8 protein-coding genes are annotated in these 14628 nt (G+C 68.0%); 7 read left to right on the top strand and 1 reads right to left on the bottom strand.

All coding sequences use genetic code 11. The features are described 5' to 3' along the window. Nucleotides 1-20 precede the first annotated feature (20 nt). Nucleotides 21-1415: a membrane dipeptidase gene (locus VGI12_19030; GenBank protein HEY2434774.1), complete on the bottom strand. Its 1395-nt coding sequence runs from the start codon at nt 1413-1415 to the stop codon at nt 21-23. 157 nt (nt 1416-1572) lie between these two features. Between VGI12_19030 and VGI12_19025 the strand changes: the two genes are divergently transcribed. The 7 genes from VGI12_19025 to VGI12_18995 all read left to right on the top strand — a co-directional run bounded on the left by VGI12_19025 (nt 1573) and on the right by VGI12_18995 (nt 14616). Then, nucleotides 1573-3846: a glutamine amidotransferase gene (locus VGI12_19025; protein HEY2434773.1), complete on the top strand. Its 2274-nt coding sequence runs from the start codon at nt 1573-1575 to the stop codon at nt 3844-3846. Continuing rightward, nucleotides 3843-4859: a hypothetical protein gene (locus VGI12_19020; protein HEY2434772.1), complete on the top strand. Its 1017-nt coding sequence runs from the start codon at nt 3843-3845 to the stop codon at nt 4857-4859. The genes VGI12_19025 and VGI12_19020 overlap by 4 nt, the downstream gene beginning before the upstream one ends. 155 nt (nt 4860-5014) lie before the next feature. Further along, nucleotides 5015-6040, top strand: a complete 1026-nt coding sequence (locus VGI12_19015; protein ID HEY2434771.1) for an AAA family ATPase — start codon at nt 5015-5017, stop codon at nt 6038-6040. A gap of 17 nt (nt 6041-6057) precedes the next feature. Beyond that, the gene (locus VGI12_19010) at nt 6058-6978 is read left to right on the top strand and encodes a DUF58 domain-containing protein (protein HEY2434770.1); all 921 of its coding nucleotides are present in this window, start codon (nt 6058-6060) and stop codon (nt 6976-6978) included. A 35-nt stretch (nt 6979-7013) separates the two neighbouring features. Further along, nucleotides 7014-9080, top strand: a complete 2067-nt coding sequence (locus VGI12_19005) for a BatA domain-containing protein (GenBank protein HEY2434769.1) — start codon at nt 7014-7016, stop codon at nt 9078-9080. Nucleotides 9081-9149: 69 nt separating this feature from the next. Continuing rightward, a complete protein-coding gene (locus tag VGI12_19000) occupies nt 9150-12803 on the top strand; it encodes a DUF4175 family protein (GenBank protein ID HEY2434768.1) in 3654 nt (1217 codons plus the stop codon). Nucleotides 12804-12918: 115 nt separating this feature from the next. Then, the gene (locus tag VGI12_18995) at nt 12919-14616 is read left to right on the top strand and encodes a VWA domain-containing protein (GenBank protein ID HEY2434767.1); all 1698 of its coding nucleotides are present in this window, start codon (nt 12919-12921) and stop codon (nt 14614-14616) included. Nucleotides 14617-14628: the final 12 nt, after the last annotated feature.

Below are 14628 nucleotides of genomic sequence, written 5' to 3'. Positions count from 1 at the left end.
GTTCCGCCGCCGCCTGCGTTTCAGCGAAGCTTGCGCGCGGCTGCCTGCACTTCGTCCATCACCCGGAGCAGATTGCCGCTCCAGATTCTGGCGATCTGATCTTCGCTGTAACCGCGCTTGACCAGTTCAAGCGTGACGTTGAAGGTCTCGTCGGCGCCGTTCCAGCCGTCCACCCCGCCGCCGCCGTCGAAGTCGGACGAGATGCCGACGTGATCGATGCCGACCTTCTTGACGGCGTAGTCGATGTGGTCGACGAAATCCTTGACCGAGGCGCGCGTCGGCGGTGGGATCCTCGCGTTGAGCGCCTCCAGCTTTTTCTGCAGGTCGGTCCGCTGGTCGTCGCCGAGCGCGGCCAGCGCGCCGCCGCGTCCCCGGCCCTGACCGCCGCCGCGGGCGCCGGCAGCCGGCGCATCCGCGCGGCCCGCGCCGCGTTCACCGCCCGTCGCACAGGGGTTGGGCGCCGCAATGGCGTTGCCGCCGCGCGCGCCGCGACCGCCTCCGCCGCCGAGATTCGTTCCTGGCGGCAGGTTGAACTCCTTGCGCAGCGCGTCGAGCGCCGCCTTGCGTTCGGGTGAGTCGGTCTTCACGTACGACGCGAACGCCACCACCTGCACGACGCCGCCGTTCTTCTTGAGCGCGGCGAGCTGCTCGTCGTCGAGATTGCGGCTGACGTCGGCCAGCGCGCGCATCGCCGAGTGCGACGCGATGATCGGCGCCTTGCTCAACTGGATCGCCTGCATCATCGACTCCTTCGACGGGTGCGAGACGTCGATCATGATGCCGACCTTGTTCATCTCGGCGATGGCCTGCTTCCCGAGCGGCGAGAGGCCGTGCCACTTCCAGCCCTCGACCTCGCCGGTATTCGAGTCCGACAGTTGACTGTGACCGTTGTGCGCCAGGGACAGGTAGCGCGCGCCGCGATCGTAGAATTCCTTGATGCGGCTGAGGTCCTCGCCGATCGGGTAGCCGTTCTCGACGCCGATGAACGCGACCTTGCGGCCCGACGCGTGGATCCGGCGCGCGTCGGCGGCGGTCAGCGCGAGGCCGATCTTGTCCGGGGCAATCTGTTCGCTGAGGCGGTGGATCGCGTCGAATTTCTCGATCGCCGACTTGTAGGCGCGATCGTAGCCCGCCGGCGTGAACGCGTCCGGGCCGGTATCCTGGCCGACATAGACGATGAAAAAGGAGGCGTCGAGGCCCCCCTTGATCATCTTGGGCAGGTTGACCTGGTTGCCCAGGTCCATCGTGTAGTTGCACGTGCTGGTGAAATTGGACGGGTTGATGTCATTGTGCGTGTCGAGCGTCATCACCCGCTCGTGAATCGCCCGCGCCTTCGCCGTCAACGCATCATCCTGTGCCGTCAGCCCAGCCGTCGCCAGACCGGCCGCCATCCCCACCGCCCACAACTGCCTCATCCACGCTCCTCCCATCGGCGCATGATAGCGCGAGGAACCGGTGGCCGGCGCGCACCGCCGACGGGCCTGGCCCAATCGTGTGACGAAATAATGGCGCGGCTGAGTAAGCCGAACTCCCCCGCGGGTCGTCTTAGCACTATAGAATCGCCTCACTACCGTGCTCGAATCGCTATTCCAATTCCTGTTCGAGTACCGGCCAGCCGTTTTCCGTCAGGGGGACTTCCGTTTCGCCCCGCCGGCCGGCACGCCGGTCGCTGCGGCGGTCGTCCTCGCCGCTGTGGCGGTGGCGTTCGTCAGCTATCGCATTCTGCGCACGCGGGTGCAATGGAGGGAGCGCGCGACGCTGGCCCTGCTGCGGCTCGTCGCGCTTGCCGTGATCCTGTTCTGCGTCTTCCGGCCGGTCCTCGTCGTCAAGGCCGCGGTCACCCAGCAGAACGTCGTCGGCATCCTGATCGACGATTCGCGCAGCATGCAGCTGACCGACGAGAACGGCCCGCGGGCCGACGTGATCCGGCGGACGTTCGCCAATCCCGACAGCGCGGTCATGAAAGCGCTCTCGGATCGCTTCCTGGTTCGTACCTTTCGCTTCTCGTCCTCGACCTCGCGGCTGACCGCACCGGGCGAGCTGACCTTCAGCGGCACGCAGACGCGCGTGGCGAATGCGATCGAGAGCGCGCGGCAGGAGCTCGCCGGCTTGCCGGTCGCGGGGCTGGTGCTCGTCACCGACGGCGCCGACACCACTGACGCGACCGTCACCGACGCGCTGCTCGCGTCGAAGGCGGAGCAGCTGCCAGTGTTTACCGTCGGCGTCGGCAAGGAGAAGCTGGCAAAGGACATCCAGGTCGGCCGCGTGTCGACGCCGCGCACCGCGCTCAAGGGGACGTCGCTGCTCGTCGACGCGGTGGTCACCCAGACCGGGTATGCGGGCCAGACCGTCACGCTCGACGTCGAGGACGGCGGCCGTATGGTCGGCAGCCAGCCGGTGCGGCTGCCCGCCGACGGCGATCCGGTGTCGGTGCGCGTCCGCTTCACGGCGACCGAGGCGGGGCCGCGCGTCTTCCGTTTGAAGGTGGCGCCGCAGCCCGGCGAGGTGGTTACCCAGAACAACGAACGCGACGTGCAGATCGACGTCCGCGATCGCCGCGAGCGGATCCTGTATTACGAAGGGGAGCCGCGGTTCGAGATGAAGTTCGCGCGTCAGGCGATTGCCGACGATCCGAACCTCGAGCTGGTGACGCTGCAGCGCACGGCCGACAACAAGTACCTGCGCCTCGACATCGACGCCGCCGGCGTCGAGCTGGCCGCCGGCTTTCCCAAGACGCGCGAGGAGCTGTTCAAGTACCGCGGCATCGTGCTCGGCAGCGTCGAGGCGAGCGCGTTCACCGCCGACCAGCTGCACATGATTGCCGATTTCGTCGACGTGCGCGGCGGCGGACTGCTGGTGCTCGGCGGCCAGCGGTCGTTCGCCGAGGGAGGCTATGCAGGCACGCCCGTCGCCGAAGCGCTGCCGGTCGTCATCGGCAAGTCGGGCAGCGGCTTCACGCGCGTCAAGGTGCGCCCGACCCGCGCCGGCGAAGCGCATGCGGTCACCCAGCTCGGCGACACCGAGGAGGCCTCGGCCGAGCGATGGAAGACCATGCCGTCGCTGTCCACGGTGAACCTCATCGACACCGTCAAGCCCGGCGCGACCGCGCTGCTTTCGGGCACCGACGATCACCATCGTGACCGTATCGTGCTCGCCTTTCAGCGGTACGGCCGCGGCAAGTCGATCGCTTTTCCGGTGCAGGACTCGTGGCTGTGGCAGATGGACGCGTCGATGAGCGTCGAGGATCAGACGCACGAGAACTTCTGGCGCCAGCTGCTGCGCTGGCTGGTCGACGGCGTCCCCGACATCGTCGAGACTCGTCCCCTGGCCGACCGCGTCGAACCCGGACAGCCGGTGACGCTCACTGCCGACGTCGTCGACGACCGGTTTCTCGAGCTCAACGACGCGAGCGTCGTCGCGCACGTGACCTCGCCGTCAGGGCAAATCAGCTCGGTGCCGCTCCAGTGGACCGGCGAACGAAACGGACAGTACCGCGGCACCCTGTCGACTTCGGAGACCGGCTGGTACGAAGCGAAGGTCGAGGCGACGCGCGACGGCAAGCCGGCCGGCACCGCCGTGACGCACGTCCGCACCGCGCCCGACGACGCCGAGTACTTCGATGCCGCCATGCACGCGCCGCTGCTGCAGCGGATCGCCCAGGAGACCGGGGGCCGCTTCTATCACTCGGACAACGTCGGCTCGCTGCCTGAGGATCTCAAGTATTCCGGCCGCGGCGTGACCGCGGTGGAGGAGCGGGATCTGTGGCACATGCCGGCGCTGCTCTTCACGCTGATGGTCGTGCTCTGCGCCGAGTGGGGGCTGCGGCGGTATTGGAGGCTGGCGTGAGCCGCGAGATGCGAGGCGCGGGCCGGGTGCTGCGGATCCGTCTACGGCGGACGTTCAGGTCCGTCGTCTGCGCCATCGTGCTCGTTCTCGCACCCGTGACATCGGCGTTCGCGCAGTCGACGCATTTGCTGATCGTCGTCGGGTTGCCGGGCGACCCCGAGCACGGCGAGCTGTTCGCCAAGTGGGGCGCGACGCTGTCGGCTGCCGCGACCGAGAAGCTCGGCATCCCGAAGGATCACGTGACGCTGCTGTCGGATCGGCAGGCGACGCGCGACGCCGTCATCAAGGCGTTGGGCACGCTGGCGGCGACGGCGGGCGAGGACGACACGGTGGCGATCGTCCTCTTCGGCTTCGGCACCTATGCGAACAAGATCGCCAAGTTCAACCTGCCGGGACCCGACATGACTCCCGAGGACTTCGCCGTACCGCTGAGCAAACTGAAGTCGAAGCGGCTGATCTTCGTCGACACGACGAGTGCGAGCTCGCCGTTCATCGAGGCCCTGTCGGGGCCCGGGCGGGTGATCGTCACGGCGACGCGGACCGGCGGCGAGATGTACGCGACGCTCTTCGGCGGTCCGTTCGTCGAGGCGTTCTCGACCGAGGCCGCCGACGCCGATCATGACGGGAAGGTGTCGATCCTCGAGGCGTTCGACTACGCGCGCAAAGCGGTCGCGGCGAGTTTTCAACGCGAGGGGCTGCTGCCGACCGAGCACCCGCTGCTCGACGATAACGGCGACAAGGAAGGCACACTCGAGCCCTCGCGCGACGGCAAGGAGGGCGCCCGTGCAGCGGTGCTGAGCCTGGGCGCGTTGCACCAGCCGTCGCTTCCGACCGACGAGAAGCTGCGCGCGCTCTATCTCGAGCGTCAGGATCTGGAGCGCCGTATCGACGCGCTGAAGCTGCTCAAGAGCGGGATGGATCCCGCCAAGTATGCCTCCGAGCTGGAGAAGCTGGCCACCGACCTGGCGCTGAAGTCGCGCCAGATTCGCGAAGCAGAGGGCAAGGGTAAATGACCCTCGACAACGAGACGTACGAGTAAGACATCAACGATTCATTGACGGGATGACACACTGAGGAGATTGGCGAGCGGGCTGTCGAGGGTGGCTGGTCGTACCCTCGACGACCCCGCCGCCAGTGTTCCGGACAGGACGGAGGATACGTGGCTCTGGTGACCAACAGCGTTGATCTCGATTCGCCGGACGACGTCGCCCTTGCGGACCGGATGAAATCCGGCCGCGAGCGCATCGTGACCGAACTGCGCAAGGCGATCGTCGGCCAGGAAGAGGTGGTCAACGAGGTGCTGCTGACGCTCTTCACCGGCGGCAACAGCCTCATCGTCGGCGTGCCGGGACTGGCCAAGACGCTGCTCGTCCATACCCTGGCGCGCGTGCTCGAGCTGAAGTTCGCGCGCATCCAGTTCACGCCCGATCTGATGCCGTCCGACATCACCGGCACGGATCTGATTCAGGAGGACCCGGCGACCGGCCGCCGACAGATGGTCTTCTCGCCGGGGCCGATCTTTGCCAACATCGTATTGGCTGACGAGATCAACCGGACGCCGCCCAAGACGCAGTCGGCGCTGCTCGAGGCGATGCAGGAGCACCGGGTCACGATCCAGGGGCGCACCTACCAGCTCGACGAGCCGTTCTACGTCTTCGCGACGCAGAACCCGATCGAACTGGAGGGTACGTATCCGCTGCCGGAAGCGCAGCTCGATCGCTTCATGTTCATGACCGTGATCGATCACCCGCCGATGGAGGAGGAGTTCGAGGTCGTCCGTTCGACGACCTCGCTGCGCGACGTGACGTTCGAGCGCTCGGTGAACGGACAGGATCTGGTCGCGTTCCAGCGGCTGACCCGCCGCGTGCCCGCCGCCGACCCGGTGGTGAAGTACGCGCTCGAGATCGTCCGCGCGAGCCGGCCGAAGTCCCCGAGCGCGCCCGAGGCGATCCGGAAGTGGGCCGCCTTCGGCGCCAGCGTTCGCGCGGCGCAGCACCTGGTGCTCGGCGGCAAGGCGCGGGCGCTGACCGCCGGCCGCTATCACGTCAGCTTCGAGGACGTGCGCGCGCTCGCACACCCGGTGCTGCGCCACCGCGTGCTCACCAACTTCCACGCGCAGTCGGAAGGTGTCACCAGCGACGCCCTCATCGACAAGCTGCTCGAAGCGGTGCCGATGCCGCGCAGCGGCATGTAGGGGCAGGGGCCGGAATGGTGCGGAACGACGTTCAGCGCGGCGGGTTGTCGGGGACGAGGTTCGTCGACCCGGCGGTTCTCGCCAGGATCGGCAACCTGGAGCTGGTGTCGCGCTCGGTCGTCGACGGCTTCATCAACGGCCTGCACCGGTCGCCGTACTTCGGCGCGTCGGTCGACTTCGCCGAGCATCGCGGCTACACGCCGGGCGACGACATCCGCCGCGTCGACTGGAAGCTGTTCGGCCGTACCGACCGCTTCTACATCAAGGAGTACGAGGCCGACACCAACGCCAACTTCGCCGTGCTGCTCGACGTGTCGAAGTCGATGGGGTTCGGCAGCCGCGGCGTCACCAAGTTCGAGTACGGACAGATGCTCGCCGGCTGCCTGACCTACATGGTGCACCGCCAGCGCGATCGGGTGGGGTTTGCCGCCTTCGACGACGACGTGGTGGAGTTCGTGCCGCCGTCGGCGAAGCACATGGAGACGACGCTGCACGTGCTCAATCGCCTGCGGCCGGCGCGCCCGGGCCGGCTGGCGCCGTCGATGCGGAAGCTGGCCGAGCATTTCGCGCGGCGGGGCCTGCTGGTCGTCGTATCCGACTTCTACGAGGAACCGCAGGCGGTGCTCGACGCGATCGCGCCGCTGCGCTTCCGCGGCCACGACATCATCGTCTTCCACCTGCTCGATCCGGCCGAGATCGAGTTCACCTACGACGACGCGTCGGCGTTCGAAGATCTGGAGAGCGGTGAACAGATTCCGGTGGTGCCGGAGGCGCTCGCCGAGCAATACCGCGCGCTGGTGCGCGAGCACTCGGAGACGCTGCGCTCCAAGTTCTCGGAACTGCGGATCGACTACGCGCTCCTGAGCACCGCGTCGCCACTGGACCACGCGCTCTTCTCGTACTTGTCGATGCGCGAGCAGCTGACGCGGGTGCGATGAATGGCCACTGACGGGTCGGCAATCGGCACTGATCCATGGGCTTCGTAACCCCCCTCGTCCTGCTCGGACTCGGCGCCCTCGCTGTGCCGGTCTTCGTGCACCTCATTCAGCGCGAGCGCAAGCGCGTCGTCGAGTTCCCGTCGCTGATGTTCCTGCGACGCATCCCGTACCAGTCGGTGCGGCGCCGCCGCATCCGCGACGTGGTGCTGCTGTTGATGCGGCTCGCCGCGCTGGCGCTGATCGTGCTAGCGTTCGCGCGGCCGTTCTTCCGCCGCGACACCCTCGCCGCCGCGGCTCAGAACGGTGCGCGGGAGATGGTGATCCTCGTCGACGCCTCCTACAGCATGGGCTACGGCGATCGCTGGCAGAAGGCGCAGGCGGCCGCGCGCGACGCGGTGGCCAGGCTGGCGACCGGCGACAAGGCGTCGCTCGTGTTCTTCGCGACGGGCGCCGACGTGGCGGTGCGCTCGGCGGCCGACCAGGGACGGCTGGCCGCGGCCGTCGCCGCTGGCAAGGTCGGCGCCGGGGCGACGCGCTACGCGCCGGCGCTGAAGCTGGCCGGCAGCCTGCTGAGCGAGTCGCCGCTGCCGCGCCGCGAGGTCGTCCTGGTCAGCGATTTCCAGCGCCGCGGGTGGGAGCAGTCCCCCGGCCGCGACGACCTGAAGCTGCCCGACCGGACCGAGCTGACCATCGTCAACGTCGCGTCGGGTGAGACCGCGAACCTGGCGGTGACGCCGGTTTCGCTGCAGCGTACGCGATTCGAGAATCACGATCGCGTCGCGGTGACGGCCGGACTGGTCAACCACAGCTCCAAACCGATCTCGAATGTGAACCTGACGCTCGAGGTGGACGGCAACGCCATCCAGTCGCTGCCGGTCAGTGCGGCGGCCAACGGATCGGCGAGCGTGACCTTCGCGCCCTTCACGGTCGCCTCCCGCAACATGCGCGCGACGGTCAGGCTGCCGCATGACGCGCTCGACCGCGACAACGTCTTCCATTTCGTGGTGTCGCCGTCCGAGCCGGTCCACGTGGTGGTCGTCGATCGGGCGGGCGCGGAAGGGGAAGCGCTGTACCTGACCCGCGCGCTCGCGATCGGCGAGGCGCCGCGTCTGGAGCTGACGCCGCGGACGCCGGCGACATTCTCGGACGCCGACACGCGGACGGCGCAGGTGATCGTCCTGAACGACGTGCAGGTGAGCGACGAGCTGGCCGACCGGCTCGGACGCTTCGTCTCGGCCGGTGGCGGGCTGCTGATTGCCGCCGGGCCGCACGCGACCTGGCCGGCGCACGCCGGTGCGGTCGTCCCGGCGCTGCTCGGCGATGTCGTCGATCGCACCACGTCGGTTCCCTCCCGGTTGGGCGCGCTCGAGTTCAGCCATCCCGTGTTCGAACTGTTCCGCGCGCCGCGGAGCGGCGATTTCTCAGCCGCGCGATTCTACGGGTATCGCGCCACCGGGCAGCCGGCCGGCCAGGTGCTGGCGCGATTCGACGACGGCACCGCGGCGCTCCTCGAGCGAAAGGTGGGAGCCGGCCGCGTGCTGGTCTGGACGTCGACGCTCGACCTGAGCTGGAACGACATGCCGGTCAAGGCGGTGTTCCTGCCCTTCGTCCAGACGCTGACGAAATACCTGGCGGATTACTCCGAAGCACCCGCATCATTGACGGTGGGACAGGTCATTCCGGCGCCGCGCCGCGCCGGGCTTCGCGCCGCATCGACCTCGCGGGGCGGAACCGTCGCGGTGGCCCCTTCCGGGGCGCGCGTCTCGGTCGAGACGGAGGATGGCGCGCTGGAGCTTGGCGAGCAGGGGTTCTACGACGTCCGCACACAGGGGGCGGGCGCCGATTCGGCGACGGTGCTGGCGAGCAACGTCGACCTGAGCGAGTCGGATCTGACGCCGATGGATCCGCGCGAGCTGCAGGCCGCGATTGCCGGCCGGGCGACGGGATCGGCATCGGGCGTCGGCGAGGCGCGGCCGAGCGCCGAGGCGCAGGCGCAGGCGCAGCGGTTGTGGTGGTACCTGCTGGTGGCGGGCGGACTGCTGCTGGCCGGGGAAACGCTGCTGGCCAACCGACTGTCGACGAACGCCTCGAGATTGTCGTGAGGACGTCGATCGGGCGTTGCGAACGAGCGTGAGCGAGCGGGTCAGTAAGTCCGAGGGGCGAAGCCCCCGGTGAAGATCGAGGGTGTCATGATGCAGCACGGAGACGGCCGGTCCGACCTCATCGCCATCATCCACGAGGTGCGCCGGCGCTGGCGGACCAAGATCGCGCTGCGCGGCGGTGCCCTGACAGCGGGCTGCATCGCCGCGGCGCTGATCCTGTCGGCGTTCGCGCTGCAGTGGATGCGGTTCACCCCCGAGTCGATCCTCGGCTTCCGCATCGCGCTCGCGCTGGTCGTCGGCCTGGCGGGGTACCTGCTGCTGGTGCGGCCGCAGCTGCGCCGCGTGACCGACGAACAGGTGGCGCTCTATCTCGAGGAGCACGAGCCCTCGCTCGAGGCGGCGATCATCAGCGCCGTGGAAGCGGAGAAAACGGCTGGCGCGGCCCCTTCGCCGGTGCTCGTCGCGAGGCTGGTGCAGAACGCGGTCGAGAAGGTGCGCGCCATCGAGGATGGCCGGCGCGTCGAGCGGGCGCCGGTCAGGCGCTACTCCGGCGCGCTCGGCGGCGTGTTCGCGATCGCGGCGCTGGTGTTCCTGCTCGGTCCCGCCTATATGCGGCATGCCCTGTCGGCCCTGCTCGTCGTCTCGCGCAGCGTCGAGGCGGCGACGTACCGCATCGAGGTCACGCCCGGCAATCACACCCTGCCGCGCGGCGCCGATCAGCCCGTCACCGCGAAGCTGGTCGGCTTCCAGGCCGATCAGGCGGTGCTGATGGTGCGCAGGTCGGCGACCGCGGCGTTCGAGCGCGTCCCGCTCGTGCGCAGCGACGATCGCTATGAGGGCACGCTCTTCGACGTGGCCGCCCCCGTCGAGTATTTCATCGAGGCGGTCGGAGTCCGTTCGCCGATCTTCAACCTGAAGGTGGCGGACATGCCCTACGTCCAGAAGCTCGAGCTCGAGTACCACTTTCCCGCCTATACCGGCCTGGCGCCGCGCAAGATCGAGGACGGCGGCGACGTGGCCGTCATCCGCGGCACCGAAGTCCGGGTGCGGGCCGTCACGACGATGAAGGCGAACGGCGGGGCGATCGTGATCGACGACAAGACCCAGGTGCCGATGAGCGCCGACGCCGACGGCACGCTGCAGTCTTCGTTCACGGCCGATCACGACGGCTTCTACCGCATCGATCTCGATTCGCCCGGCGGTTCCCGCGTCAACGGCTCGCCGAAATACTCGATCGACGTCCTCAACGATCAGCCACCGTCGGTCTCGTTCGTCAAGCCTGGCCGCGACACGTCGGCTTCGCCGATTGAAGAGGTGTTCCTCGAGGCGAAGGCGGAAGACGACTACGGCATCAAGTCTATGGAGCTGGTCTACAGCGTCAACGGCGGCGCCGAGAAGACGGTCAAGCTGTTCGACGGCAGCACCCGCATGCCGACGGTGTCGGCCGGTCACACGCTCTACATGGAAGAGATGGGCGTGAAGGCTGGCGACTCGGTCTCGTACTATGCGCGCGCGTTCGACAACAACACCGTCGCCGGGCCGCAGAAGGCGACGAGCGATCTCTACTTCGTGCGCATCCGTCCGCTGACCAAGGACTTCCGCAAGGCCGATTCGCAGGCGGGCGGCGGGGGCGGCGGCCAGCAGAACCAGGTCAACAGCCTGTCGGAGCAGGAGCGCCAGATCATCGCGGCGACCTTCAACCTGCAGCGCGATCGCAAGGCGAGCGGCGAGGAGAAGACCAAGCAGGGCGCCGTCGTCGCCGGCCTAATGCAGAAGCGGTTGCAGGACCAGGTCAACGAGCTCCTCACCAATTTCGCGACGCGGGTCGGCGATCAGGCCGAGCGGTTCAAGAAGATTACCGACTTCCTGAAGCAGTCGATGCCCGACATGCAGTCGGCCGCGGCCAGGCTGCAGGCCGGGGCGCCCGATCAGGCGCTGCCGCTCGAGCACAAGGCCCTCGAGGCGCTGCAGAAGGCCGAGGAGGAATACGAGCTGCAGGTCTCTACGCAACAGCAGCAGGGGGGCGGGGGTGGCGGCGGCAGCCAGAAGATGGCCGAGGAACTCGCCGATCTGTTCGAGCTCGAAGTCGACAAGATGGCCAACCAGTACGAGACCGCGCAGCGCGCGTCGCAGCAGCAGGCCGACCAGAAGATCGACGAGCTCGCCGAGAAGTTGAAGGAGCTGGCGCGCCGCCAGGAACAACAGGCCGAGCAGCAGCGCCGGCGTGCCGCACAGGGGCAGGGGCAGGCGGGAGGGGACGCGCAGCGGCAGCTCGCCGACCAGGCCGAAGAAGCGGCGCGCCAACTCGAAAAACTGGCGCGCGACGAGAACCGGCCGCAGTTGCAGCAGACGGCGCGGCAGCTGCAGGACGCCGCGAACAAGATGCGGCAGGCCGCGGCCAACGGCGACCCGAATGCCGCAGCTGCGGCGGCGGGAGCGATGGAGCAGCTCAAGGAAGCCGAGCGCCAGCTGCAGCAGTCGCAGTCGCAGCGCACCGGGCGCGACGTGCAGGACGCGCTGCGCCAGGCCGAGGCGATGGCCCGCGACCAGCAGCAGATACAGGACGATGTCGGCAAGCTCGATCAGCAGCAGGGGGACGCGCGCGCCGGCAAGGCGCAGCAGCTGAGTGAGCGCAAGCAGCAGCTCGCCGGCCAGGTCGATCAGTTCGAGAAACAGCTCGATCGCACCGCCGGCGACATGTTCAAGAACGAGCGCGAGGCGTCACGCAAGCTGACCGACGCGGCCAATACCATCCGCGACAAGCGCATCCGCGACAAGATTCGCTATTCGGACGGCATGCTGCGCGGCGGCAGCTCGGCGTCCGACGTCGCCGCATTCGATCGCGACGTCCAGAACAACCTCGACGATCTGAAGAAGAAGATCGGCGAGGCCGCGTCCGCCGTCGGCCGGACGCCCGCCGACCCGAACGCTCAGGCGCTCGACAAGGCTCGTCAACTGGCGGAGGGGCTGCAGTCGCTCGGCGAACGTATGCGCGGCGACTCGCAGCAGCAGGGCAATCGTGCCGGCCAGCAAAGCCAGAACGGCCAAAGCCAGAACGGCCAGAACCAGAACGGCCAGCGCCAAGGCGGGCAGTCCCAGAACCAGCAGGGGCAGCAAGGCCAGCAAGGCCAACAGGGCCAGCAAGGGCAACAAGGCCAACAGGGCCAGCAAGGGCAACAAGGCCAGAACGGTCAGCAAGGGCAACAAGGGCAGAACGGCCAGCAGGGTGGCGGCCAGCAGCAGAATGGCCAGCAGGGCGGCAACGGCGGCCGCAATCAGGGCGATCCGACGCAAGGCGGACGCAATGGCCAGGGCAGCAACACCGCCGGCATGATGAATCCGAACGGTTCGCCGACCTCGGGCCCAGGCCGTTTCACCGACGAGCAGATCCGCCAGTTCCGCGCCGAGGCGCGGCAGCGCGCCGCGGACGCGGAAACACTGCGGCGGCTCCTCGGCCAGCAGAAAATGGACACCAAGGAGATCGACGACATCGTCAAGGGCCTGCGCAAGCTGGACGACGAGAGTGCATACACCAACGCGCAGAACGTCGCCGGCCTCGAGCAGGCGCTCGCCGACAACGTGAAGCGCTTCGAGTACACCCTGCGGCGCAAGCTCGACGCCAATCAGAATCAGGTCTTCCTCTCCGGTACCGACGACGTGCCCGAGCAGTACCGTAAGCTCGTCGAACAGTACTACCGGTCGTTGTCGAAGGGCGGGAAGTAACAGGGACACGAAGGAGACGAAGGGCACGAAGGGGCACGAAAGGCACGAAGGATCGTCGTTTGGGGTGACCGCGGCAGCCAGTGTAATAATCAGACGCCAGCGTCTGGGTGATGCGATGACGAAACGCACCCGCTCCTTCGTGTCCTTCGCCTCCTTCGCGTTCTTCTTATCCTTCTTGTTCGTGTGCCTGGCGGCGCAGCGGCCGGAGGCGCCCACCCAGGCGCAGCAGCGGCCGCTGTTCCGGGGCGGGACGCATTTCGTGCGCGTCGATGCCTACCCGATGCAGGACGGCCGGATCGTCGAAGGGCTCACGCCGGCGGACTTCGAGATCCTCGAGGACGGCAAGCCGCAGGCGATCGACAGCCTCGACTTCATCCGCTTCGACACCCTGACGCCGGAGGCCGAGCGCCGCGACCCGGTCTCGCAGCAGACCGGATTCGACATGGCGGCCGACCCGCGGTATCGCGTGTTCGTCGTCTACGTGGACCTGACGCTGAGCCAGTCGGCGGGCGCCTTCTCCGCCAGCAGCGATTTGCCGCGAGTACAGCAGCCGCTCGTGAATTTCTTCGAGCGCGTCATCGGCTCGCAGGATCTCTACGCGCTGATGACGACGCGCAACTCGGTCAAGGATCTGGTGCTTGCCCAGAAGACCACGGTAACGGTCAGCCAGGTCAAGGATCTCTTTCGCGCCAACGTCATCGAGCGGGACGAAGCCGACGAAGTGCTGGGCGCCTGTGATTTCGGGTCCGCGGTCGAGCAACTGAAATTCCTCTACCGCGCCGACGCGAGCTACACCAACCTTCACGAGTTGACCGCGCAGCTCGGCTCGCTGCGTCAGGAGCGCAAGAACCTCGTCCTCGTCACCAATCTGCTGCCGCGATGGGGGCCCAACCGGAGCCTCTACGAATCGCTGGTGGCATCGCAGGGCGGCAGGGCCGGCCAGAACGGCATCCAGAACGGGCGCGTCACCGGCGACAATCGCGAGATCTACACGAACGGCCGCGGCGGCAGCATGGACGGCTGCATGGCCGAAGCGGGACGGCTCTCGCTGATGGACTTCGAGCCGCGGTATCGCGAACTGCTCGACGAGGCCAAGCGCCAGAACGTCAGTGTCTACGTGATCACGCCTGGGGGGCTGCAGGCGCCGCCCTCGATCGCGCAGCAGGCGTCGGTGAAGACGGCCTACAACGATTTGCGATCGCTCGCCGAAGAGACCGACGGCATCGCCGTCGTCGATACCAACGATCTGAACGCCGGTTTCAAGCGCATCGCCGACGATCTGGCCGCCTACTACGTGCTCGGCTACTACACGACGAACACGAAGTTCGACGGCGGCCTTCGGAAGATCACCGTCAAGTTGAAGGGGAAGACCATTCGGGCGCGGCGCCAGTATCGCGCGCCGACGGAAGCCGAGATGACCGACCTCGCCCAGCGCGGCTCTGCGTCCCAGGCCGCCGCTGCCGCCGCCGAGATGGCGAGCGGTCCGCCGGCCGTCATTGGCGAGCCGATCGCATACCGGGTCAGCCGCACACAGCCGCCCGAGCGGGCGAAGCCGCTCGAATTCGTCCGCTCGGATCGCCTCCGCGTCGAGTGGCCGGTACTGGCCGGGCTCGATCGCCGAGAGGCGCGCATGCTCGACACCGCCGGCAAACCGATGCCGTTCGAGGTGCCGGTTTCCGAGTCTGCCGACGGCAAGATCGTCGTCGTCGAGTTGGCGTTGGCGCCGTTCGGCCGCGGCGGCTATTCCCTCGAACTGACCGCGGCGTCCGGCGGCCGGACGGAGCGCCGACGTCTCACGTTCATCATGAAATAGAAGGACGCGAAG

It is taken from the genome of Vicinamibacterales bacterium (assembly GCA_036496585.1).
GTDB lineage: Bacteria > Acidobacteriota > Vicinamibacteria > Vicinamibacterales > 2-12-FULL-66-21 > JAICSD01.
This window is presented reverse-complemented; position numbering and strand designations above follow the sequence as displayed.